The 25,363-nt window shown below is 39.3% G+C and carries 22 protein-coding genes; 12 read left to right on the top strand and 10 right to left on the bottom strand.

The genetic code is table 11. The annotated features are described in order from the left end of the window. Nucleotides 1-79: 79 nt before the first annotated feature. From K8P02_RS18190 to leuS, 4 genes are all read right to left on the bottom strand, one after another. Entirely contained in the window at nt 80-664 is a 585-nt protein-coding gene (locus K8P02_RS18190) for a non-canonical purine NTP diphosphatase (RefSeq protein ID WP_025866625.1), read from the bottom strand. Next, entirely contained in the window at nt 661-2,151 is a 1,491-nt protein-coding gene (locus K8P02_RS18185) for a DUF6056 family protein (protein ID WP_195350912.1), read from the bottom strand. The genes K8P02_RS18190 and K8P02_RS18185 overlap by 4 nt, the downstream gene beginning before the upstream one ends. Nucleotides 2,152-2,443: 292 nt before the next feature. After that, nucleotides 2,444-3,340, bottom strand: a complete 897-nt coding sequence (locus K8P02_RS18180; protein ID WP_007483037.1) for a YitT family protein — start codon at nt 3,338-3,340, stop codon at nt 2,444-2,446. Nucleotides 3,341-3,352: 12 nt separating this feature from the next. Further along, nucleotides 3,353-6,184 (bottom strand): leucine--tRNA ligase, encoded by a 2,832-nt coding sequence (gene leuS, locus K8P02_RS18175; RefSeq protein WP_025866622.1) that lies wholly within the window; start codon nt 6,182-6,184, stop codon nt 3,353-3,355. Nucleotides 6,185-6,768: 584 nt separating this feature from the next. On the opposite strand from leuS, the gene K8P02_RS18170 reads away from it, so the two are divergent. After that, nucleotides 6,769-7,188, top strand: a complete 420-nt coding sequence (locus tag K8P02_RS18170; protein ID WP_007483035.1) for a DUF3836 domain-containing protein — start codon at nt 6,769-6,771, stop codon at nt 7,186-7,188. An 85-nt stretch (nt 7,189-7,273) separates the two neighbouring features. On the opposite strand, the gene K8P02_RS18165 is transcribed toward K8P02_RS18170, so the two are convergent. Beyond that, nucleotides 7,274-7,765 carry a DUF3836 domain-containing protein gene (locus K8P02_RS18165; RefSeq protein ID WP_025868297.1) on the bottom strand — a complete coding sequence of 164 codons (492 nt, stop codon included), beginning with the start codon at nt 7,763-7,765 and terminating at the stop codon, nt 7,274-7,276. A gap of 416 nt (nt 7,766-8,181) precedes the next feature. Between K8P02_RS18165 and K8P02_RS18160 the strand changes: the two genes are divergently transcribed. The 8 genes from K8P02_RS18160 to mutS all read left to right on the top strand — a co-directional run bounded on the left by K8P02_RS18160 (nt 8,182) and on the right by mutS (nt 18,007). Next, entirely contained in the window at nt 8,182-8,898 is a 717-nt protein-coding gene (locus K8P02_RS18160) for a leucine-rich repeat domain-containing protein (RefSeq protein WP_155921496.1), read from the top strand. Between the two features lie 31 nt (nt 8,899-8,929). Further along, a complete protein-coding gene (locus tag K8P02_RS18155; protein WP_223381625.1) occupies nt 8,930-10,591 on the top strand; it encodes a hypothetical protein in 1,662 nt (553 codons plus the stop codon). A gap of 205 nt (nt 10,592-10,796) precedes the next feature. Further along, nucleotides 10,797-11,381: a hypothetical protein gene (locus K8P02_RS18150; protein ID WP_025868300.1), complete on the top strand. Its 585-nt coding sequence runs from the start codon at nt 10,797-10,799 to the stop codon at nt 11,379-11,381. A gap of 3 nt (nt 11,382-11,384) precedes the next feature. Further along, on the top strand, nt 11,385-11,681 hold the full coding sequence (locus K8P02_RS18145) for a winged helix-turn-helix domain-containing protein (protein ID WP_002558440.1): 297 nt from the start codon (nt 11,385-11,387) through the stop codon (nt 11,679-11,681). A gap of 143 nt (nt 11,682-11,824) precedes the next feature. Continuing rightward, the gene (gene creD, locus K8P02_RS18140) at nt 11,825-13,177 is read left to right on the top strand and encodes a cell envelope integrity protein CreD (RefSeq protein ID WP_025868301.1); all 1,353 of its coding nucleotides are present in this window, start codon (nt 11,825-11,827) and stop codon (nt 13,175-13,177) included. A 701-nt stretch (nt 13,178-13,878) separates the two neighbouring features. Then, the gene (locus K8P02_RS18135; RefSeq protein ID WP_007483027.1) at nt 13,879-14,454 is read left to right on the top strand and encodes a hypothetical protein; all 576 of its coding nucleotides are present in this window, start codon (nt 13,879-13,881) and stop codon (nt 14,452-14,454) included. 198 nt (nt 14,455-14,652) lie between these two features. Next, complete coding sequence (locus K8P02_RS18130; protein ID WP_223381623.1) at nt 14,653-15,072, top strand: DUF3836 domain-containing protein; 420 nt, start codon at nt 14,653-14,655, stop codon at nt 15,070-15,072. A gap of 319 nt (nt 15,073-15,391) precedes the next feature. Next, on the top strand, nt 15,392-18,007 hold the full coding sequence (gene mutS / locus K8P02_RS18125; RefSeq protein WP_223381622.1) for a DNA mismatch repair protein MutS: 2,616 nt from the start codon (nt 15,392-15,394) through the stop codon (nt 18,005-18,007). A gap of 87 nt (nt 18,008-18,094) precedes the next feature. Here the strand turns inward: mutS and K8P02_RS18120 are convergent, their stop codons facing one another. From K8P02_RS18120 to ychF, 5 genes are all read right to left on the bottom strand, one after another. Further along, nucleotides 18,095-18,958 carry an SDR family NAD(P)-dependent oxidoreductase gene (locus K8P02_RS18120; protein WP_007483023.1) on the bottom strand — a complete coding sequence of 288 codons (864 nt, stop codon included), beginning with the start codon at nt 18,956-18,958 and terminating at the stop codon, nt 18,095-18,097. A gap of 82 nt (nt 18,959-19,040) precedes the next feature. Then, a complete protein-coding gene (locus K8P02_RS18115) occupies nt 19,041-19,682 on the bottom strand; it encodes a chloramphenicol acetyltransferase (RefSeq protein WP_002558433.1) in 642 nt (213 codons plus the stop codon). Then, nucleotides 19,679-20,521, bottom strand: coding sequence for a prolipoprotein diacylglyceryl transferase (gene lgt / locus K8P02_RS18110; protein WP_025866824.1), 843 nt, complete (start codon nt 20,519-20,521; stop codon nt 19,679-19,681). The genes K8P02_RS18115 and lgt overlap by 4 nt, the downstream gene beginning before the upstream one ends. 17 nt (nt 20,522-20,538) lie before the next feature. Beyond that, nucleotides 20,539-21,447 (bottom strand): ketopantoate reductase family protein, encoded by a 909-nt coding sequence (locus K8P02_RS18105; RefSeq protein ID WP_025866825.1) that lies wholly within the window; start codon nt 21,445-21,447, stop codon nt 20,539-20,541. 3 nt (nt 21,448-21,450) lie between these two features. Further along, on the bottom strand, nt 21,451-22,554 hold the full coding sequence (ychF, locus tag K8P02_RS18100; RefSeq protein ID WP_002558430.1) for a redox-regulated ATPase YchF: 1,104 nt from the start codon (nt 22,552-22,554) through the stop codon (nt 21,451-21,453). A gap of 364 nt (nt 22,555-22,918) precedes the next feature. On the opposite strand from ychF, the gene K8P02_RS18095 reads away from it, so the two are divergent. The 3 genes from K8P02_RS18095 to K8P02_RS18085 all read left to right on the top strand — a co-directional run bounded on the left by K8P02_RS18095 (nt 22,919) and on the right by K8P02_RS18085 (nt 25,331). Continuing rightward, nucleotides 22,919-23,407, top strand: coding sequence for an HU family DNA-binding protein (locus K8P02_RS18095; RefSeq protein WP_002558429.1), 489 nt, complete (start codon nt 22,919-22,921; stop codon nt 23,405-23,407). A gap of 315 nt (nt 23,408-23,722) precedes the next feature. Then, nucleotides 23,723-24,277, top strand: coding sequence for an RNA polymerase sigma factor (locus tag K8P02_RS18090; protein WP_081768111.1), 555 nt, complete (start codon nt 23,723-23,725; stop codon nt 24,275-24,277). Nucleotides 24,278-24,404: 127 nt separating this feature from the next. Further along, the gene (locus K8P02_RS18085; RefSeq protein WP_223381620.1) at nt 24,405-25,331 is read left to right on the top strand and encodes a FecR family protein; all 927 of its coding nucleotides are present in this window, start codon (nt 24,405-24,407) and stop codon (nt 25,329-25,331) included. Nucleotides 25,332-25,363: the final 32 nt, after the last annotated feature.

Raw genomic sequence — 25,363 nt, 5'->3', positions numbered from 1 at the left:
TAATAAAATTAAACAAGCACATAGATTAGTATTTTGAGTTCTATGTGCTTGTGTTATAAATAACTAATTAATAGATTATTTATTGTATGTTTTGTATGAATTTGCAAAGTTTATCAATCGCTTGTGCACGATGGCTTATTTTATTTTTGATATCATTTCCTAATTCAGCAAATGTTTGATTGTATTCTTCCGGAACAAAAATAGGGTCATATCCGAATCCGGATGTACCTCTTTCCTTTTCAATAATATTCCCTCTTATGATTCCTTCAAAAAAATATTCTTTTCCATCCATGATAAGAGAAATAACTGTGCGGAATTGTGCTTTGCGATTATTTATTCCTTTGAGTTCAGTCAATAGTTTTTTCATATTGGCTTGCGAATCATGACTGTTACCGGCATAACGGGCAGAGTAAACTCCCGGAGCCCCATTTAATGCTTCTACTTCCAAGCCTGTATCATCAGCGAAGCAATTCATTTGATAATAGTCATATACGAATTTTGCTTTTAATAATGCATTTCCTTCCAATGTTTCTGCTGTTTCCGGGATATCAGAGTAACAATTGATATCCTTAAGACTTAATAAATCGAAAGTATTGGCTAATATATGAGATACCTCTTCCAATTTATGTAAGTTATTGGTGGCAAATACGAGTTTTTTCTTCATTCTTCAGTTCTGCTAAAGTTGTTTTTTCTTATTTCCTTCATAAATAGTTTCAAATATTCCATGTTTGAATATTCTAGCTTTGGCGTATCTTCAATATATATTTGGGGGCAGCAATTCCAATAGGTACGATAGGTTTCATTTTCCCATGAATCCTTATCACTACTTATATCTTTAAAATAAATGGTTTTTGGAATGGTTTCTATTCCCGGGATTTTTATAACTTTTTCCGTTGATTGGTTATCTTTTAAAAGAAGATGTCTTTTATTGAGTTCTAAATAATATTTTCGTGCTTTTCCGGTAATCAAATCAACGTATGAAGTCATTATATTCCCATCAATATTATAGACTGTGTTGAAAGTGAAAAAGAAGAAGAAAGCTAAATAGATAAATTGATAATATTTATTATTCTGAAGTGTGATAATCCCCGGATAACGATTGATTATCAATTGAGTCAAGTATAGCCAGCATAGTATAAAAAAGACATAGATAGCATTTGCCAATCTTCCTATGGCAACCGTTCCTAATCCCCAGGTTGGTGGTATATGCGTCAGAAAAAGTGTTATGATGAAAAATAGAAGAAAATGTTTTATTTTGATAGAAAACAGTAAATGAAGTTTTTCCGAAGTACTTTCTGATATTCTTTTTCCAAAAAGTGGAATGTAGATGATGGAAATCATTAAAAGTACCGATCCCCAGATTGGAAACCATGACAATGTTTGTAAGATAGAGCCGCCTATTGTCCATATAATATTATTAGAGCTGGTTTCACCCTGCATCCTTACTGCATTGCCTGGCGATAGTACAACAATTAGAGTACATATCGCTGCTACAACCCATAAAAGAAGAAAACTTCTATTCCACTTTTTGTTATGCTGCAACCGCCATTCTATGTTAATAAAAGCAAGTGTACAAAATAGAATAACAGTTGATATTTCATTACTACCTGCTATACAGATAACTAATAGTATATTTAATATAGTACGCAGAATCTGAGTAGATTTAAGTAAACTTCCAAATAGCCAAATTAATAAAATAGAAGGAAATGTATAAGCAGCATATCCCGAAAACCAATAAAACGATTGCGATATGCTGGGACATTGTATAATGTATACAATAAATAGAAGAGCTGTCAGAGCAATTTTTTCACGCTTATTTAGTGTCTTTGAGGATAAGGTAGATACTAAATAATACATAGCGAATAAAAACACACAAAGTAATATGATAGTATATATCTTATATGCTTCTAAAGAGTGATATATAAGCGGGTTGAGACGCGAAATGAATGTAGCGAAATATCTTCCGGAAAAATTAAGGTAAGTATCAATACCTGCATAAATAAAATTGGTGCTGCTATCTCTTAAAGCGTAATTATAATCATCATTACAGGGTTGAGTGTAAATAGAGAGAATTATGAGAGGAATCAATGCACTAATACCAATAAGAATCAGTGTATTTTCTATCCATTTCTTTTCAAACTTAAAATACATAGTAGTAAATTTTTGTATAGTTGCAAATATACATGATAATTTTCGAATATTGATATATTAGAAGAATAACAACCACTTATTATTCTAATTTTGATTGCATACGATGTTCTATATTAGGAAGTGTATTTACCAAATTCCCAAGTATAGTCTTCTATATATTGGAAAGACAGAGATTAGTGGTGGATTGACTGTTTATGATAGTTCATTGGCTAATCCTCTTGTAATAGAATACCGATCGTACTGCTTAATACAAATACGACCGGCATTTATTTTGAAAAGATATAAGTTGCTTCTATTTTACCTTCAGCCTGTCAAATCCCTCTCCGTATACTCCAATGACGGAACTTTGAGAGATAAACGCATTCGGATCTATATCCTTTACCAACCGGAATATCTCAACCGACTGACGTTTGTAGGCAAGTACTACAAGCACTTTTACATTGTGCTTGCTATACCATCCTATACCATCGAGTACGGTCACTCCGCGGTGGGTCTCTTTGGTTATACGGTCGGCAATCTTTTCGTAGTCTTTAGAGAAAATAAAGAACTGTACGGATTGGCGGGCGCTATTTACAATATAGTCCAGAACGAAACCGATGATAAGCAACGTTACAAAGCCAAATATCACTCTTCGCCAGTCATTGAAAATGAAATAGCAAGAACTGATGATGACAACGTCACAGATCATAATCATGCGTCCTAAGGTGACATCTTTGTATTTGTTGACGATAGCTGCAATGATATCCGTACCGCCAGTGCTTCCGTTACAGTTGAATACTACGCCTAAACCTATACCACACATCGCTGCTCCGATCAGGCAGGCCATGAAGTCTTGTCCTTCACCCAATACTTTGGGAGGAACGCCGTCCGCCCCGTTTACCACTAATTGCAGAAACCATAGCAAAAACGTAAGCATAAAGATGGCATACGTGGTTTTGATGCTGAACTTCGGACCGAGTATCTTGATAGCAAAGGTCATCAGTACGGCATTGATGATGAAATACGACCATTGGATGGGAAATCCCGTGGCATAATAGATGATGGCACCAATACCTGTTGTACCCCCGGTGGTAATCTGATACGGGATCAGAAAAGCAGCCCATCCGAGGGCATAACTGAACAATCCGAGTGTGATGAAGATGTAATCTCTGGCTTCCCGCATCACTTCAGCTTTTGTAGGTTTATACATATAGATTTTATTTTAAATCACAACGTTTACAATCTTCTTCGGCACTACAATTACCTTTTTCGGAGTTTTACCTTCCGTCCACTTCTGAGAACGTTCGTCTGCCAATACTTCCGCCTGGATAACATCACTGGCAGCATCTGCCGGAAACTCCATAGTAAAACGGGCTTTACCGTTGAAAGAGATGGTGTAGTTTACTACGTCTTCCTTCAGGTATTCTTCGTTGAAAGCAGGCCATTGGGCATCGCAGACAGAGGTTGTATTTCCCAATGTATCCCATAGCTCTTCGCATACGTGCGGAGCGAAGGGAGCAAGGACGATTACCAATTTCTCCAATATCTCTTTCTTGCTGCATTTCAGTGTACTGAGTTCATTTACACAGATCATGAATGCGCTTACTGAAGTATTATAAGAGAATTGCTCAATGTCACTCGTCACTTTCTTAATCAGTTTGTGCAATGACTTCAACTCTTCTTTGGTAGCCGGTTCGTCTGTTACGATATACTCGTCATTACGGTTATAGAACAGTGCCCAGAATTTACGGATAAAGCGGTGCACACCGTCAATACCGTTTGTATCCCACGGTTTGGCTTGTTCTACCGGACCGAGGAACATTTCATACATGCGGAGTGTATCGGCACCGTATTTCTCTACAATCATATCCGGGTTCACAACGTTGAACATTGATTTACTCATCTTTTCAACTGCCCAGCCACAGATATATTTGCCGTCTTCAAGAATGAATTCTGCCGTTTCAAATTCAGGACGCCATGCTTTGAAAGCTTCCAGATCGAGAATATCATTGGATACGATGTTTACATCTACATGGATAGGAGTGACATCGTACTGATCTTTCAGGTTCAGAGAAACGAACGTATTGGTATTCTTGATACGGTATACAAAGTTACTGCGTCCTTGTATCATTCCCTGGTTTACGAGTTTCTGGAACGGTTCTTCCATTACAGATACATTGAGGTCATACAGGAATTTATTCCAGAAACGAGAGTAAATCAGGTGTCCGGTTGCATGTTCCGTACCGCCTACATAGAGATCAACGTTCTTCCAGTACTGGCAGATAGCGGGATCAACAAGTGCCTGGGTATTGCGCGGGTCCATATAGCGGAGGTAGTATGCGGAAGAACCTGCAAAGCCCGGCATTGTGTTGAGTTCGAGCGGGAAGATCGATATATTATCTATCTTGTCGTTTTCGGTTATGCACTTGTTTACAGTGTCCCATGCCCATTTGGTAGCATGTCCCAATGGAGGTTCACCGGTTTCGGTAGGCAGGAATTTGTCAACTTCCGGCAATTCGAGCGGCAGACAGGCTTCGTCAATCATATAGGGCATACCGTCTTTGTAGTAAACCGGGAAGGGTTCACCCCAATAACGTTGGCGCGAGAAAATGGCGTCGCGCAAGCGGAAGTTAACTTTTACCCGTCCCAGTCCGGAAGTTTGGATATATTCTTTTGTTTTGGCAATGGCTTCTTTTACGGTCAGACCATTCAATACCAGTCCACCTTCGGGAGCACCCGGACGTGGAGAGTTCATCATGATACCTTCTTTGGCATCGAAGCTTTCTTCACTGACATCACAACCTTCGATCAGCGGACGGATTTCAAGGCCGAAGTGTTTGGCAAACGCATAGTCACGACTGTCATGTGCAGGTACGGCCATGATAGCTCCCGTGCCATAACCTGCCAATACATAATCACTGATCCATACGGGGATAGCTTCGTTTGTCAGCGGGTTGATGGCATAGCTTCCGGAGAATACACCGCTTACACTGCGGTCGGCAATACGTTCACGTTCCGTACGCTTTTTGGTGCGTTCAAGGTAAGCATCTACTTCTGCTTGTTGTCCGGGAGTGGTGAGCTGTGCCACAAGTTCACTTTCGGGGGCAAGTACCATGAAGGTTACACCGAATACTGTATCGGCACGAGTGGTAAAAATGGTGAATTCAATATCAGAGTCTTTCACTTTAAACTGCATTTCGGCACCTTCTGAACGGCCAATCCAATTGCGCTGAGTTTCTTTCAGAGAATCTGTCCATTCTACAGTATCCAGACCATCGAGCAGACGTTGGGCATAAGCAGATACACGGAGACACCACTGGCGCATTACCTTTTGGATAACCGGGAAACCACCGCGCTCGGAAACACCGTCTACAACTTCATCGTTGGCAAGTACTGTTCCTAAATCCGGGCACCAGTTCACCATGGTGTTGCCCAGGTAAGCGATACGATAATTCATCAGGATTTCCTGCTGCTCTTTTTCACTTTTTGCTTTCCACTCGTCAGCAGTAAAGTTGAGTTCCTCACTACAAGCAACGTTCATACCTTCTGTTCCGTAGATTCCGAAAGCCTGGATAAGCTCTTCGATAGGGCGTGCCTGCTGTTCATCGTTACAATAATAGCTATTGAACATTTTCATAAACGCCCATTGTGTCCAATGATAATATTCCGGATCGCATGTACGTATTTCGCGGTTCCAGTCAAAAGAGAACCCTATTTTATCCAATTGCTCCCGATAGCGGTCGATATTCTTTATGGTTGTAATAGCAGGGTGTTGCCCTGTCTGGATAGCATACTGTTCGGCAGGCAGGCCGTATGCGTCATATCCCATAGGATTCAGTACATTGAAACCTTGCAGGCGTTTGTAGCGGGCGTAAATGTCCGAAGCAATATATCCCAGCGGATGTCCTACATGTAGTCCTGCTCCCGACGGATAAGGAAACATATTCAGCACATAGAATTTTTGTTTCGATTCATCTTCCTTCACCTGGTAGGTTTTACTTTCTACCCACCGTTTTTGCCACTTCTTTTCAATATCCCTGAAATTATATTCCATAGCGATAATCCTTTTGTTTATAGTGATTTATTATGTTATTTCATTAATTGGGAACAAATTTACGGGATTATTTTCAGATAACCACAAAGTTGCGTAAAAATCGGTGTGGAGTTGATGCAGTTGAAAGGAGCATTTGAGAAGTATGGGCATAAAAAAAGGAGCAACGCCTTGCTCCAACCTTTGTTAACCTTAAATCTAATACTATGAAAAACACATTGCAAAGATACGGACTTTAGCGAAATCTGCAAATTATCCAAGTAAAAAAGAATGTTATTAAACATACTTTAAGAAAGAAGTTCTTTTTATTAAGACCTGATAAGGATTTTGGAGGAATGAAGCTTTATCAGGTTATATTTATCTTCCTTCTTCCAATGTTATTTTTACGTTAACGGGCAAAATTAATCTCACTGTCCGGTTGTGAGCGGACAGCTGTTCGGAAATGAACGCTATCTGAAAAGTGATATCTATTGATAATCAGATTGTTATGTCTTTGGCACGGCTATTGACTATCTATATGTGAAGGCGGTTGAGAAAAAACAGCAGCCACAAACCCAAAGAATAATAACAATAAAAAAATAACGATTATGAAAGCAAATGTATTTTTCAAAGCAGTGGTAATGGTAGCAGTGTTAATGGCAAGTGTAATGAGTGCTAATGCAGGTAATCCTGTTGACTATGTGAAAAATGATGAGATGAATGGTGAATTACTGGTAGCTAAGACTATCTTTAAAAATGAATCCGGTTATCTGTTCCGTCATCTTCGCTACACTTATACTTATGACAATGAAAACCGTGTAGTTTGTAAAGAAGCTGCAAAATGGGATAGTGTGAAAGAGGCTTGGACTCCTTATTTCAAACTTGATATCACTTACAATACCAATGAGGTTGAAATGAATTATGCTCTTTGGAATGCCGGAAGTCGTACTTTCGATAAGAATATGGAAAAGAGTACTTATGCACTGAATCATGATAATATTGTTCGCCTTCTGGCCAGTACAAAATAAGATCAGCAGGTATTAAAATGGCAGGGCTGCGAGATGTAAAGTCTTGCAGCCCTGTTGCTTTTGTCAGAGTTATTGTAAAGAGAGATTATTTGTTGGCAAACAAACCGTCATTTCCATTCAGGATCGTATGTTCGGTAGCCAGATTCCAGTTGTTTTCTTTTTTATTCCATTCGTAGCTCTGGTAGTTGAGTATCTGTCCGGAATCTCTGGTCTGATAGACAGCTTTCGATTTTATATCTGAGTAAGAATCCGTCTTAGCATCCCATGCTGCGTATTCGATACTATTCTCCTGAAGGTCATGTGTGAAATTCAGGCAGTATTGCTTTTCAAATACCTGCATAATCTCACTCCATTTCAATACTTCTTTTTTCGAAACGCTTCCATCAGCATTATACGTATAGTTATATTTCAGATGCGGATGCAGGTATTTACCGTTTTCTACTGTATATACGGTCTGACTTTCCACTTGTTCTCCGTTTGTTGTGGTGTTGTAAGCAAATTCGGGGAGATTGTTGCCACTTACTGTATTCAATACGAATGTCATTGCAATTACTACTGATAATACTAAAGTTTTCATACTATTACTGTTTTATGGGTTTATACTTTTATTTGTTTCTTTCGATGTTGCAAAGATAGAGGGTGGCTTAATCATAGTATGTTATTGCAACGTTATCTTTACGTTAATAAATATCCGGTGGGGTTAATGAGGAAAAAGCATAGAAATTTGCCTATTCTTGATAAATTGTATTGAAGGATTATTCTCCAATTAATCTTGTGTAAATACTCCCCGGTTTTGTGGATTAATTCTACATTCTTATTCATTGGCGTTAATCTAAATTGCTATCAATCTGTTTTTTATATTTTTGGTCTTTTTTTTGTATGTAAATCAGAAATATTCGAATTAAAATTATAACAATGAAACATTTTTATTTTTTATGCATGTTCTTTGGGATTATATGTATATTCAGTAGTTGCTCAAAGGAAGAGGAGCCGATGAAAGTTGAACCGCGTATATTATTAAATAAAACGGATAGTCTGGTAATGCTGGATGTGTACGATAAAACCGGAGGAGGAGTCTACTGGGGAAAAACCTGGGACCGAGGTGATTATAATACCTGGACTGATGTTAAGACGGAAGAAATAAATGGGGAATATCGTATCGTAAATATTCAGATTTCTCCTTCTGCTGTTGGAAGTCTGCCAGCTACCATCGGACAGCTGGCAGAACTACGCATCTTATATTTGAATGGAAATATTGTAGGAGGATTGCCAGCTACTATTGCAAACCTCACGAAATTAGAGATTCTGAGTGTTACTGCCACAGCGTTGGGAGGTGAAATACCCAAAGAAATAGGAGAAGTTAAGAGACTGAAGCGTTTATATTTGATTAATAACGGTATGACGGGAGAGATACCTGTGGAATTGGGGCAGCTTTCCGGTCTTATGTTGATAGATTTAAGCCATAACCACTTCTATGGCACTGTTCCACTGACTCTTTTAGAAAATCCAAATAGAGGAGTTACTCTGAATTACAATGATTTAACCGTGTTGCCATGGGATTGTTGGTTGGATGCCAAATATAATATCCCAAGCGTACAATTCAATAGATTGTCAGGCAAAGTACCTGAGAATGTACGGAATACTGAAAGATGGAAAGATTATAAATGGTTAGTTGGCACTCAACAAGAAGGCTACGGATACATTGAATAAATAAAAATTGTAGAACTAAAAATGAATACTTATGATTAAAAAACTGTTTGGAATAGCATTATTTACTTTTGTGATTAGTGCATGTAGTAGTGTCGAAGATTCTTTGTTGGAAACACCTGTGGGCCCGATAGAAGAACCGGGATTAATTGCGTATCCGAGGAAAAACAATTTGGGTAATATGACAAGAAGCGAATCGATGGCTTCAGATTGGGAAAATTGGAAAACTGTTATTTTAGCTTCCGGAGTATCAGTAGCTCCTCCTTGGGCGGAGATTAGTTCATCAGATATTCCGGAGGAAATTCGTAAAGACATTAAAGTTACGGATGGTTGGGATTTGATTGTTCATACTGTAAATGGCCATGGCGAACGGGGATTAAACTATCTTATTTTCCATAATAAATTTACAGGAATATTGAAGGCTTTTTACTATTTGGAACAAAGTGTAGCGCAGCTTCAGAATACGGCAATCTGGAAAATACATTTTGAATCTCCTCAATCCTTATTGGCATTTGCTTCTGATTATGCGGGAGACGCAACAAAAGATAGTCCATCCGATCTTTATCTCGGCAACATTACTAACAACTCTGCAAAGGGATATTCTGTCGGCTGGAATTGTTTTCAATTTGAGTTAGCCTATGATCCTGATTTTTTGACGGGAAGTTTACAGTTTATTCCGGAATCTATGACAACTGCGAATATAACTTTAGAAGGTGATTTCGAATCAGAAACGAGTGGGTTGATTATATCTATCACAAATTCCAATCCATTGAGCGGAGCGGTAGAAGGTGTTGCCAAAATGGGAGGAAGCGCGGCAGAGAAATGGGTAGCGAAGCAGGTTGCCGACGGAGCTTTTAAAAAAATCGGTTCACTTCTTGAAGGTGGAGTAAAAGGTATTGTAAAAACAGGAGTAAGCAAACTATTAGGTTCTTTCATAGGAGGTTTTAATTCTGCTAAAGAAACAACCCAACAGGTTCAGCTAAAGACAAATGGAACTGTCAAATTGAAAGGTAATATAACCAGTATGCAATCGGGAATGTTGGCTCCGATCTCTTTCTCCATATCAAAAGAGAATGTAGGGACATTGGGCGCGTGGGGAGCAGTGAAAAAAACTGTTATTTATCTGCATCCATTAGCTACCTATGAAGAGAAAGATGAATCAAATGAGTTTTCATATATATACGAGTTAGAAGGTTTGAATGGGGCTGATATACAAACAATTATCAATCCGGAACTATTACCATATGTGACAAGTTATAAATTTAATTATGATGTGTATCAGGATAGTGGTGTATCGGTATGGCATGCATTGGGAAATGACTTAGGAAATAATTTTGAATTTGAAATAAGTTCTCCATATAATTTATACAAAAATATTTATTCTATAACATCATCTTGCAGAGTACCTATTATGTATAAGAATTTTTCGGGAGAGCTTTTGCCTCCGTATGGAACGCCGGCCCCTTATGCAGTTTACCTTCCCGATGCTCCGTTGGGGGGAGGATCGCTTGGTTTTAATAGAACATTTGATCTGACTTCGCATTTTATAGTGGTTGTTACCTTAACTCTTGAAACAAATATAAATGGCGTACAGAGTACTGTAGTAAATAATCAGACCTTTATTCCTGATGTGAAATGGAATCCTACATTATTAGAATCAGCAAAAGGGAAATATTACCCTCATGTAGATAAATAATGGTTTAAACTTTTAATTCATTCCACATCTCTAGAAACGTTATGGAGATTGTATATTCCTGATTCAGTGAATAAATCTGTAAGGTTAATAAGAAGGCAGATGTGTAGGTAGGCCCTGATAAAAGTCACTATTTATATTTTTTTCTGATATTCTCTTTGTATTCTGATTATTTCTATTTTACTTTGTAGCGCAAAGTACTTTTTATATGAATAAAGATAAAGCATTAGAATCAGTAAATGAGATAAAGGAGTTGATGGAAAAGTCCTCCAGATTTGTATCTCTCAGTGGTATGACAGCTGTTATGGCTGGTACTTATTCATTGGTTGGCGCTTATGTAGTCGCCCGGGTCTTTAAATCGGAAGCTTCTCTGACAGAGATGATACTGGTAGCTTCGTTGGTGCTGATAGCTTCGGTTATTACGGCTTGTATACTGTCTTGCTATAAGGCGAGAAAAACCGGACAGAAGATTTTTAGTAAACTGACATACCGGACTTTATGGAACTTTTCGCTTCCCTTGCTTGTAGGGGGACTGTTTTGTATCGCTTTGTTGTTGCATGAGAATTATGGAGTGATTTCTTCGGTCATGTTACTGTTTTACGGGCTTTCTCTGGTCAATGTCTCTAAATTTACTTATTCCAATGTAGCCTGGCTGGGATATGGGTTTCTTCTTTTAGGAGTTGTAGACTGCTTTTTCGAGGGTTATGCACTCATGTTCTGGACCATTGGGTTTGGAGGACTTCATATATTGTACGGTATATTGTTTTATTTGCAATATGAAAGGAGCAAGTAGTTGATGTTAGAAGGATTTCAGAATATAAATAAGGCGTTTGAAAGCAAAGTCCGGTTAGGTATTATGGCGGTCTTGATGGTCAATGAGGAGTCTGACTTTAATACGTTGAAAGAATTACTTTCACTGACGGACGGCAATTTGGCGAGTCATACCCGTGCGCTGGAAGAACTTGGCTATATTGTCTGTAAAAAAGCCTTTGTGGGTAGGAAAACAAAAACTTCTTTCCAGGCCACACCTCCGGGGAAGGAAGCTTTTAAAGAGCACATTGCTGCATTGGAAAGTTTATTGAAATCAACCTGAACGCTTGGCGTTACACAACTTGTTTTTTCTTTTTGGAGAAAAAAGGAGTATTATACAAAAACTAAACTAGACTTAGAAACTATTTTGCATTTTATAGAATTCAAAAAAAAGTTTCTTAATTATTTACTAAACACTATTCTACTATGGACGATTTTAATGAAAATTTGAACAAAGTGGAAAAACCGGTGCATACAAGTAGCTCCCGGAGTTTTTCCAAAACTGTTAAAGTACTGGTTATTGCTGCATTGGTTCTTCTTTTGCTGATACCAATGGTTATGATCGAAAGTATGATTACCGAGCGTGGGCAGACGCAGGTAGATGCCATCGACGAGGTTAGCCAGAAGTGGAGTCTGGCACAGACTGTTACAGGCCCATATATTAATCTGCAATATCCGATTGTCTCTGAAGACAATGGAAAGCAGAAGATCAGCAATGGAAATATAATATTGCTTCCTGATGAGCTGTTTATTGATGGGCAGCTTCGTACAGAAATTCTTAAAAGGGGAATTTATGAGGTGAATGTATATCAGTCGGAGTTAGTTTTTAAAGGTTCCTTCAGTGCGGAAGAACTTCGTAAAAGCGGAGTAGATATAGATGTACTTTATCTCCGGAAAGCGGCTGTCTGTTTCAATCTCACCGATATGCGGGGAATCAGTGAACAGATCAGCATTACTTTGAACGATTCTGTCTACATCTTTGAACCGGGTATGGATGGCAGGGGAGTTAAGAATGTGGGTGTACATGCTGTGGTGGATCTTTCTGCTTTGAAAGAGAATAAAAAACTGCCCTATGAAATGAAGATTAAACTGAAAGGTTCGCAATCTATTAATTTTGCTCCACTGGGGAAAACAACGAAGGTAAATCTGAAAGCCAATTGGAGTACACCAAGTTTTACCGGTAATTATCTGCCGGATAGCAGAGAAGTAACTGAGGAAGGTTTTTCTGCACACTGGCAGGTGTTGAATCTGAACCGGAATTATTCACAGGTGATAATTGATTATCGTAATGCGGGTGTTAAGGATATCGAAAATTCTAATTTCGGAGTAAATCTGAAAGTCCCCGTCGAGCAATATCAACAATCGATGCGTTCTGCCAAATATGCTATTCTCATCATACTACTGACGTTTGCAGTGATATTCTTTACGGAGATGATGGAAAAGACACGTATCCATGTTTTGCAATACCTGTTGGTAGGATTGGCGCTTTGTTTATTCTATAGCTTGTTGTTATCTATATCCGAACATGTGGGGTTTAATATGGCTTATCTGATTTCGGCAGTATTGACAATCGGCCTGGTAGGAGGTTATATGCTGGGTATCATTAAAAAGAAGAAACCGGCATTTATTATGTCGGGACTATTAAGTGTACTGTACATTTACATATTTATTCTTATCCAGTTAGAGACTTTTGCTTTGCTTGCCGGAAGTTTGGGATTGTTTGTAATACTTGCCTCCGTAATGTATTTTTCAAAGAAGATTGACTGGTTTAATGAGTGAACAACCGGACTCTGATCATTAACATTATTAACAGTATTCCTTAACTATAATTTTTGTACTGACAAGAGTACGTACTTTTATATACTAAGAGTACGTACTTTTGCTATATAAAAGTGTACATTTAACACATACTTAAGTACGTACTTTTGCATCATAAATAATAGGTTATTTAAGTCTGCTGAAAATCAGTGCTTTATATACTTCTTTCGTATTTAAGAATCAGGAAGCTTCAATCAAGACCATTCGTTGTAATTGTTATTATGATAACTTCGGATAGATGAGCTATAGTCGTTCAGAAGTAAGTTTTTAAACAGGAGGAAAAGATGTAATCTGAGGTATAGACATAAAAAAAGGAGCAACGCCTTGCTCCAACCTTTGTTAACCTTAAATCTAATACTATGAAAAACACATTGCAAAGATACGGCCTTTTGTGGTATTCGCAAATAATCCAAATAAAAAAGTGTGTTTTATAACATGCTTTAATATTTGTATTTATAAATTTATAAAAAAGAAGGCTTTCCGGAAGGGGTATTTTAACAAAAAGTATTTTTTCTACGGGGAGGTACATCGACACAGTGTAATCTATTATTTTGTGTGTTTTTATTAAATTGATTGTTCCTTCAAGTTACTGCTTGGATATTATTTCTTATTTTTGTGTGGATTGGGAGATAAAAAGACTGAACTATAATAACTAAGGAATTATGAAAACAAAGTATTTATCCGGACTGGTATTACTCCTCCTTTTGGCAGTTGGTTTTGCGTCATGCAACGATGATGAAGAGCATTGGTATGATAGTATGAAAGATGGGAGACCTTTTTTTAGCGGTCATGTTGTACGTTTCTATTTTATTGATGAGGAAGGGCATGATCTTATTAATATGATTGCATTGCCCATTTCCAGTAAGACTCTGCTTGATACACCACCGGCACCTCCTACTGAGTTTGCTACAACAACTGATGGACTTTGGTATAATAATGAGATAAATAATATAGTAATGGATAAGGATGAAAATCTGAATAGTTTCTTTACTTATGCGTACGGCGATTCGCGGTACAGTGATTTTACCTTTTATGTATACTTCAAGGGCAAGCCTTATGAAATGGCTCTTCAACACAGATATCAGGGCAAACGTAAAGCAAATGGTGATTATATCAGTGATATAGTATCCTGGAAAGTAAATGGAAAACTTATTTATTCTGCGGATGAACCTACTTACAGGAGGAAAGTATTCATTATGTGCAAAGCTGATGGAGAAACGGTCATTACATTTAAGTGAAAGAACGAAGTGATGTGATTATGTCCGTTTTTGAGCGGACATCTGTTCGAAAATGAACGCATGTCTTATTTTTATAATCGTTGATAATCAGGTTATTATACCTTTGGCACGGCTATTGACTATCTATATGCGAAGGCGGTTGAGAAAAAAACAGCAGTCGCAGATCCAAAGAATAATAACAATAAAAAAATAACGATTATGAAAGCAAATGTATTTTTCAAAGCAGTGGTAATGGTAGCAGTGTTAATGGCAAGTGTAATGAGTGCTAATGCAGGTAATCCTGTTGACTATGTGAAAAATGATGAGATGAATGGTGAATTACTGGTAGCTAAGACTATCTTTAAAAATGAATCCGGCTATCTGTTCCGTCATCTTCGCTACACTTATACTTATGACAATGAAAACCGTGTAGTTTGTAAAGAAGCTGCAAAATGGGATAGCGTGAAAGAGGCTTGGACTCCTTATTTCAAACTTGATATCACTTACAATACCAATGAGGTTGAAATGAATTATGCTCTTTGGAATGCCGGAAGTCGTACTTTCGATAAGAATATGGAAAAGAGCACTTATGCACTGAATGACGGTAATGCTGTTCGCCTTTTGGCAAGTGTAAAATGAGATAAAGAAAAGGTACGGACATAAAAAAAGGAGCAACGCCTTGCTCCAACCTTTGTTAACCTTAAATCTAATACTATGAAAAACACATTGCAAATGTACGGCTTTTGGCGGTATCTGCAAATAATCCAAGAAAAATAGTATGTTTTATAACACGTTTTAAGAATATTGTGCGGGTTGTTAATAATTCAGGAGCTTGTTTAAAGACTTTTTTACTATAAGATAACCAAATAAATCTTGGTGTTGACGGGATGGTAGATTAGTGGGAAATCAGTATCTTTGCCCACTGATTACTGAATTAAAAAAGAAGAGGAGACTACCTGTGAGCAACGATATTGAACTAACCCCTATGATGAAACAGTTCCTTGACCTGAAAGCAAAACACCCGGACGCGGTGATGCTGTTTCGATGCGGGGACTTCTACGAAACTTATTCAACAGATGCAATTATTGCAGCTGAGATACTGGGAATTACCCTGACTAAACGCGCCAATGGAAAAGGAAAGACTATTGAGATGGCCGGTTTTCCTCATCATGCGCTGGATACCTATTTACCAAAACTGGTTCGTGCCGGTAAACGTGTAGCTATCTGTGATCAGTTGGAAGATCCGAAGATGACGAAGAAACTGGTGAAACGCGGCATTACAGAACTGGTTACTCCGGGTGTGTCTATCAATGATAATATTCTCAACTATAAAGAAAATAATTTCCTTGCCGCAGTGCATTTTGGCAAATCAGCCTGTGGTATTGCCTTTCTTGATATCTCTACCGGTGAATTCCTGACGGCAGAGGGACCTTTCGATTATGTGGATAAGCTGCTCAATAATTTTGGTCCCAAAGAAGTACTCTTTGAACGCGGCAAACGTGGTATGTTCGAGGGTAACTTTGGAAGTAAATTCTTCACTTTCGAACTGGACGACTGGGTTTTTACCGAAACGACTTCCCGTGAGAAACTGCTGAAACATTTTGAGACGAAAAATCTGAAAGGTTTTGGTGTGGAACATCTGAAGAATGGTACAATTGCTTCGGGTGCTATCCTGCAATATTTAGATATGACACAGCATACACAGATTGGTCATATTACCTCGCTGGCCCGCATTGAAGAAGATAAGTATGTGCGTATGGACAAATTTACCGTACGTAGTCTCGAGCTTATCGGCAGTATGAATGATGGCGGCAGCAGTTTGCTCAATGTCATTGATAAAACGATTAGTCCGATGGGAGCCCGTTTGCTGAAGCGCTGGATGGTATTTCCATTGAAGGATGAAAAGCCGATTAACGACCGCTTGAATGTAGTGGAGTATTTCTTTCGCGAACCGGAATTTAAAGAACTGATTGAGGAGCAGCTGCATCTGATAGGAGATTTGGAGCGTATTATTTCGAAAGTGGCGGTAGGACGTGTGTCACCGCGCGAAGTAGTACAGTTAAAAATAGCTTTGCAGGCTATCGAGCCTATAAAAGAAGCTTGCCTGCAGGCAGATAATGCCAGTCTGAACCGGATAGGAGAGCAGTTGAATCTCTGTATTTCTATACGTGACCGGATAAGTAAGGAAATCAACAATGATCCTCCTTTATTGATAAACAAAGGAGGCGTGATTCAAAGTGGGGTAAATGCCGAGTTGGACGAACTGAGACAAATAGCCTATTCGGGCAAAGATTACCTTTTGAAGATACAGCAACGTGAAAGTGAACAGACAGGGATTCCAAGTCTGAAGATTGCTTATAATAGTGTATTTGGTTACTATATAGAGGTACGCAATGTACACAAAGATAAAGTACCTCAGGAGTGGATTCGCAAACAGACGCTGGTCAATGCGGAGCGTTACATCACTCAGGAGTTAAAAGAGTACGAAGAGAAAATACTTGGGGCAGAAGATAAGATTCTGGTGCTTGAGACCCGGCTTTATACGGAGCTGGTACAAGCTTTGAGTGAATTTATTCCTGCCATCCAGATTAACGCCAATCAGGTAGCGCGTATCGACTGTTTATTGGCATTTGCCAATGTAGCACGTGAGAATAACTATATTCGCCCGGTAATTGAAGACAATGACGTACTGGATATCCGTCAGGGGCGTCATCCGGTGATTGAGAAGCAGCTTCCGATAGGTGAGAAATACATTGCCAATGATGTGATGCTGGATAGCACAACGCAGCAGATTATTATTATTACGGGTCCCAATATGGCCGGTAAATCTGCTCTTTTGCGTCAGACGGCATTAATAACTTTGCTGGCTCAAATCGGTTCTTTTGTTCCTGCCGAAAGTGCTCACATCGGATTGGTAGATAAGATTTTCACCCGGGTGGGAGCCAGTGATAATATCTCCGTTGGCGAATCTACGTTTATGGTAGAGATGAATGAGGCGGCGGATATTCTGAATAACGTTTCTTCGAGAAGTCTTGTACTGTTTGATGAGTTGGGGCGTGGAACCTCTACCTATGATGGTATTTCGATAGCCTGGGCCATTGTAGAGTATATTCATGAGCATCCTAAAGCAAAAGCACGTACTCTTTTTGCTACGCACTATCATGAACTGAATGAGATGGAGAAATCTTTCAAGCGGATAAAGAATTATAATGTATCGGTGAAAGAGGTTGACAATAGAGTTATTTTTCTTCGTAAACTGGAACGTGGTGGTAGCGAGCATTCCTTCGGTATTCATGTAGCTAAGATGGCAGGTATGCCGAAAAGTATTGTGAAGCGTGCCAATGAAATTCTGAAGCAGCTTGAATCGGACAATCGTCAGCAAGGCATTTCCGGTAAACCATTAGGTGAGGTAAGTGAGAACAGGGGAGGAATGCAGTTGAGTTTCTTCCAGTTGGACGACCCTATATTGTGCCAAATCAGAGATGAGATACTCAATCTGGATGTGAATAACCTTACTCCGATTGAGGCACTCAACAAGCTGAGTGATATAAAGAAGATAGTGAGAGGGAGATAATCGCTCCAACTAATATGGAAGCAATGGCACTGAACCGGGGTTCCAGAATGGATGGCACTTTATTGAGCCATGGTATGGCGACTGCATTTATTCAACATAAATCATCTTTTTCGTCATTCCCCCGTCGATAGTAATGTTTTCGCCATTGATAAAATCGTTCTCCTCCTGGCTGAGGAACAGGCACATTCGGGCGATATCCTCCGGTTTCCCTACTCTCCCCGAAGGGTGTTGTGTATGATCTTCCGTCCGGAGTTGTTCATAGTCATGATTCTGTATCCAGCCCGGTGCAATGGAGTTGACAGTAATGTGCCATTCGGAAAGTGAAACTGCCAATGCGTGGGTCAATGAGTAAATACCACCTTTGGAGGCTGCATATCCTTCACTTCCGGGCTCGCTCATCAGGTAGCGGGTTGAACAGATATTGATAATTCTTCCGAACGGGTTGCGGGAAGGTTGCGATTTACGATGGATAGCCAGCAGCCGGGAAGTGATGAATGCCGGACGCAGGTTTACAGAAAGGATATTATCAAAATCGTCTATACTTGTTTCGGTAATGGGAGAGAATTTGCTGACACCTGCATTATTGACAATTATATCGATATCACCCCAAACCAGGAAGATACGTTGCATGCAACGCTCAAGGGATTCCTGATCGCTTACGTCGACTTGGTAAAATACGGTTCCGGTTTCTTTGGCCAGTTGTTGTCCTGCCGTTTCGTTCTTATCGCAAAATGCTACGCGGTAACCTGCATTGCAAAATGCCTGTACGATGGCTTTACCTATTCCTTCAGCTCCTCCGGTTACGAATACCCGTTTTTTCTTTTCCGTGATGGGTGGGACTGATTTATTCTGTTGACTGATTGCTGGTTTACCATATTTCCGGGCTTTCTCCCAGGCAGCTTTTCTTGCTTCGTACTCTTCGCGTTGTTTTTCTATATAATTATCTGCCATAAACAAGTTTGTTTAATATACGGATATAACATTAACCTATAGCTTTTCTTGTGTTCGTAAATGCCTGTTGAGAAGCCAGGCTTCATCTCAAGAAATCTTCCACTTTCTTATAAAACAGTGAAAGATGATGTCCGTCTATAAACCCATGGTGAATAGTCATTGCAATTGGCATTACTAATTTACCCTCTTTTAATATTGCTTTTCCTGCATTCATCAAAGGGTAATTACTACCATGACGATGTTCTTGTGTACAGGTCAGTGAGGTGAAATATAAGTCGGGAGTAGCACTTAACAATATAACATCAAGCAGGTCTTTGCCACCCACTTTTTCCATGTCATACGGGTCTCCATCAGGGTTGATGGCATCTATGGCCAATTTGGCTTCCGCATAAAAGGCATTGAAATCTTTGTTCCATGACAGACGGATGGTGAAGAAACGTCCGTTTTCTTTTACTTTTATAGGGGTCAACATATCTACGTTGTCGAAATAGACTACATTGCCTTTTGCATCTATGCGAAAGCGAAACTCCGGTATTTCATTCACGGCACGCAACACGGCGTAGAGATAGTGGAGGAAGAATGATTGTCCTGCGGCTTTGGCACGGGCTTTGGCTCCTCCGCACTCTACTTCTGAGGTAATGGAAATAGTGGGGTTCTGAAAACTTTTGAAAAACTCATAATTACTTTTCCGTTCCCAGGTTTCTATGTCTATGATATGCTTCATTTTTTGATGGATTTCCTGTCATAAAAGAACATGAAATAGAGGCCGATGATCACAAATGGGATACTCAGCCATTGCCCCATGTTGAGGCTCATATTGTCTTCAAAGCTAACCTGATTTTCTTTTAAGAACTCAACGAAGAAGCGGAATACAAAGATAGCTGTCAGACAGAGTCCGAAAAAGAAGCCGCGGTGTAGCTTTTTGTTATAGAACTTATAAAGATAGATCATCACCAGGAAAAGCAGGAAATAAGCGATAGCTTCGTAAAGTTGTGCCGGATGGCGTGGAAGCATATCTGTACGCTCAAAAACGAAAGCCCAGGGTACATCGGTCGGTTTACCAATGATTTCAGAGTTCATCAGGTTGGCCAGGCGGATACAGCAGGCAGTGATGGGAGTAGCTACAGCAATCATATCTACTACATCCATATAATGCATTTTCATTTTACGGCAATAGAGCCAGAGGGCAATCATCAGTCCTAACGTTCCACCGTGGCTGGCAAGCCCTTCATAACCTGTGAATTTCCAACCTCCGTCGGGCAGGAATCTGATAGGAAGTATCATTTCCCAGAATCCCCGGAAACTGGTGAGATAGGTCTGAGGATCATAAAATATACAATGTCCCAGTCGGGCTCCAATCAGAATACCAAAGAAGCAATAGAAAAACAGGGGCTCAAATTTCTTTTCACTTATCTTTTTATCCCGGAACTGATAGTGAACTATCACATAGGCCAGAAAGATACCAACGGCCCACAATAGTCCGTAATAGCGAACGGGAAGTCCGAAGAGGTTGAACAATTCGGGGTTCGGGTTCCAGTTGATCGATAATAAAATGGTATTCATAATGATTGAGTTTAATTTTATATTCTGAATTTCTTGGCTACTTCCTGATAGGTAGGCACTTCTATTCCCTGTTCTTCGGCAGCTGTTATCATGTCAAAAAGCAACCCTTGTATTTCGGATTGATGTCCTTTCTCCATATCTTTCTGCATGGATGCGGTACTTTGTGGGTCGAGTTTATCAATTACTTTGAGATTGTAGGTAACGGGGTCTTCGGAGAATTCGATACCGAGTTTCTTTCCTAACATGGCACTTTCGGTAGACAGGCCTATGAAAGTATCACGTATTTTACCCGGCTTTTGCACTTCGCCCATGGGAACATTGAAATAAGCCCCAGTGACAGCCATGGCCGAGATAAAGGACCACTTGACAAATGTATCCCGTTGGATATCCGGTGACAGATCTACTTTTATTCCGCTTTCTACCAGATCGTCACGTACGGCTTCAAGCAGTCCGGCGGGTACGTTTGTGCCTTTATGCGCTCCATATACCAAACGGAAAATGGTTCCCATCTGAGTGATTTCTCCCGGGGCGGATACGAACCCTACAATGTAAATACAACCATCCAGAACGGTTACGCCCGGAACAAGGCGCTGAATACGTGGACCTGTACCGTAAACATTGAGTATGGGAATTACGATTGTTTGTTCATGAGAAGCCCGTTTTATCAGATCTGTGATAGAGTCGACAGAATAGCCTTTGACACAAACGAATATTACGTCTGCTTTTCCAGTATACTCTTCTGCTGTGCAAGCTTTCACTGGAATGGTATGATTGCCTTTCAGATCTGACTTTAGTGTCAACCCATTGTTCTGTATAGCTTCCAGGTGCGCCCCACGGGCTATACAGGTAGCATCCTTTCCGTTCAGTGCAAGGAAGGCAGCAATACTGCCTCCCACACCTCCGGTTCCTGCTATAAGATAATTCATTCTTTATACGTTAAAACGGAAATGCATGATATCTCCGTCCTGTACTACATATTCTTTTCCTTCCACACCCAATTTACCGGCTTCTTTCACGGCAGCTTCTGAGCCATACCGGATAAAATCATCATATTTGATAACCTCTGCACGGATAAATCCTTTTTCAAAGTCGGTATGGATTACTCCCGCACACTGGGGTGCTTTCCAGCCTTTTTCATAAGTCCAGGCACGTACTTCCTGTACACCGGCTGTAAAATAAGTTTCCAGATTCAATAATTTATAAGCCGATTTGATAAGCCGGGCTACCCCTGATTCTTCCAGTCCTACTTCGGCAAGGAACATCTGGCGGTCTTCGTAAGTCTCCAGTTCGGCAATATCCGATTCTGTTTTGGCAGCAACAATAAGAATTTCTGCATCTTCATCTTTTACTGCTTCGCGAACCATGTCTACATATTTGTTTCCGTTTACGGCGCTTGCTTCGTCCACGTTGCAAACATACATTACCGGTTTGCTGGTAAGCAGAAAGAGTTCACGGGCAATTTTCTGTTCGTCTTTGGTTTCAAACTTTACAGTGCGGGCCGATTTTCCCTGCTCCAATGCTTCTTTGTATTTAACGAGAATGTCATAAGTCTGTTTGGCAGTCTTATCACCTCCTGTTTGTGCTTGCTTTTGTACTTTCTGTATACGTGCGTCAATTGTGTCGAGGTCTTTCAACTGTAGTTCATAGTCAATAATCTCTTTGTCACGCACAGGATTTACACTTCCGTCTACATGTGTTACATTATCATCATCAAAGCAACGAAGTACATGCAGGATGGCATCTGTTTCACGAATGTTTGCGAGAAACTTATTACCTAATCCTTCACCTTTACTGGCACCTTTTACCAGTCCGGCGATATCTACAATTTCTACGGTAGTAGGTACAATTCGTTGTGGATGTACCAGTTCTGCCAGTTTATTCAAACGTTCGTCCGGAACAGTGATTACACCTACATTCGGTTCTATTGTACAAAAAGGGAAGTTTGCCGCTTGTGCTTTCGCGTTCGACAAACAGTTGAAAAGTGTCGACTTTCCTACGTTGGGAAGTCCGACAATACCACATTGCAATGCCATTTATCTATTTCGTTATTATATTTATTATCAATGCCTGTGAACAGTACGTTCTGTTTATAATATGTCTGCAAAGATAACTATTCTTTTAAAAATACAGGTGATAACGTCTTAAAAAAGGGTTATATGTGAGTTGTACTGTCCGGTGTGTACTTTTGGAAGAAATAACTGAAACTTTCTTTTGTTATCGGGATATATTCGTTATCTTTGTAGGAAGCATTGTACGACATGCACATCTGGGACATGCCGACATGCACATGTCGTGCTGTACGAGATGTACATGTCATACTGCACGAGATGTACATGTCGTACATCGTTTTGTTATAACCTTTAATACGTTTGATTACAACGTTTAATACGAAAGACTATGGGATTGATTTATTTGGTAAGAAAGAAAAGATTCAGCACAGTAGAGGGATTTAAGGAACTCTATTACGCTGTACAGAAGAAGCTCCAGAAGCGTGGGGGTAAGAATGAAAATGACCTGGCAGATATGCTTTCTTCGCAAAGTGGCAGGAGTAAAGGTGATGTATTGAGTATACTTACCGATCTTCCTAAGGTGATGGAGGAAATATTGAAAAGCGGAGAGTCGGTCACTATTCGTGGACTCGGTTCGTTTCATGCAGCTGTTACGAGTGACGGTTTTGAGCATCCTGAGGACGTACTTCCTCATGAGGTGCGCTTGTCCAGAGTGTACTTTGTGGCCGACCGCAGATTCACCAACCGTGTCGGCAAGATGAAATTCTTCCGTTATCCCTTGTCGAAGTATTTTCCGAAAAGTGCATTACGAGCAGAAACTTTAGTAAAAGAGGCTGAAGAAGAGTTCGAAGAAGACTTCGGACAAGGGGTGGAATAATTAAAAGGGATTGCGAGTATACAGGTTTATCACAAAATTAACCGGAAGTTTCTATCGGGTGGACACTGGCTTGTTTTGCTGCATGACGTGATGTCTGTTGTTATGCATATCGCTTTATGTAATTATCTCTTGTGTACTTTTTTGTGTAAGAAGTGCACTGTTTCTGTACTTTTTTCTCTTTTCTTTAATTAATATGTAACACATCTGTCCTTATTTTTTTCTTTTCCGATCTATTGACAAGATTGCTAGCAAATGTTTTGTATTTCTCATATATTTTTGCGAATATTGCACCCATATCGTGTATCGGGAATTATTATGGATGACATTTTACTCGTTCAGCAACTAAAAAAAGGAAATCAACTTGCTTTCACCACTCTTTATAAAAAGTATGGTGCACAAGCTTTTGCACTGTCTTTTAAATACCTGTGCAGTAAAGAGTTGGCTGAGGATGCTGTACAGAATTTGTTTATGAAAATCTGGATAAAACGTGAAGAACTGGAAGAGGGTCGTCCTATTAATCGTTTTTTATTTACTGTTTTGAAGAACGATCTATTGAATATTCTGCGGGATTCAAAAAGTAATATTTTTGTATTGGATGATTGTTTGGAAATTCTCAATTATCTGGATGGAGAGGATACAGATTCTCAGGAATTTGACCAGGAGCAAGTTGAAATGATACGTAGTGCCGTAGAACAATTGTCTCCTCAAAGGAAAAAGATTTTTTCTATGAAAATATCCGGGAAGTATTCTAATCAGGAGATTGCAAACAGATTAAATCTGTCTATAAATACCATTAAATTTCAATATAGCCAGTCTTTGAAACAAATTAAAAAGTTGGTTCGTGAGCGTGCAATTATGCTGTTAATGTAACTTTCGGATAGTCCAACGGGCATTCTTTTTTATCTTTCTTAAAATCTTTTTTTAAAATCAATGATTTTATATAATACTTTTCTATCCTCTTTGTGTACTATATATAAAGATCAGTAAAAACATGCGTTTGAATAAACATAAAAATACAGCTCCGGAAATCATTAATTATATTGCTGAACATATAGACAGCGATATTGATTGTTTGCTAAGGAATGAACCTTTGGCTATGGGCGGGCGTGAGATGCCGGAGTTTGATGAATATAAAGTCTATCAGAATATACTTGATGAAGTAGATAAAAGAAAGAAGAGAGCGTTTTGGCCAGCTTTCAGGTGGGCGTGTGCCATCGTTTTACTCCTTTTCAATATCAGTTACTTTACCTATATAATAATGGAAGAGTGTACTCCTGAATATCAGGAGATATGTGCTTCCAAAGGAGAAAAGTTGATTGTGCTCTTGCCTGACGGTAGCCGCGTGTGGTTGAATGCTGATTCAAAGCTGGTTTATCCGGAACAATTTACGGGGAAAGAACGTCAGGTTTCCTTGGTTGGTGAAGCTTATTTTGAGGTAAAAAAGAATCCGGATAATCCCTTCATGGTACAGGCGGATGAGATGAAGATAAAAGTGACTGGAACCAGTTTTAATGTATCTGCTTATCCTTCTGACAAAAAAATAACCACCACACTTGATGAAGGAAAGATTATGATAGGACATTATGGTTCTAAATCTCCATTGTATGAGATGCGCCCGGGACAAACAGCTGTTTATGAAAAAGGTAGTTCACTCTGTAAAATTCGGACAAATGAGTTTTATAAAGATGCTTCCGGATGGAAAGAGAATAGGTTGGTCTTTCGAAATACCCCTTTGGAAGAAGTGCTGGCAGTACTTTCAAGGCAGTTTGATGTTAATTTTGATATCCGTGGGACTAAGATAACCACGTTCACATATAATTTTGTTTGTAAAGCCAATGATCTTGGAAACATTCTGGAGACAATGGCTTCGATAACTCCAATTAAATTTAATAAAATTTCAGAAGATATCTATGAAGTGAGGTAAAAAATAATTAATCTAGTAACTTTATCAATTTC

The organism is Bacteroides nordii (assembly GCF_019930665.1).
Classification (GTDB): domain Bacteria; phylum Bacteroidota; class Bacteroidia; order Bacteroidales; family Bacteroidaceae; genus Bacteroides; species Bacteroides nordii.
The sequence above is the reverse complement of the archived record's forward strand: the minus strand, read 5'-3'. Positions and strand labels throughout refer to the sequence as shown.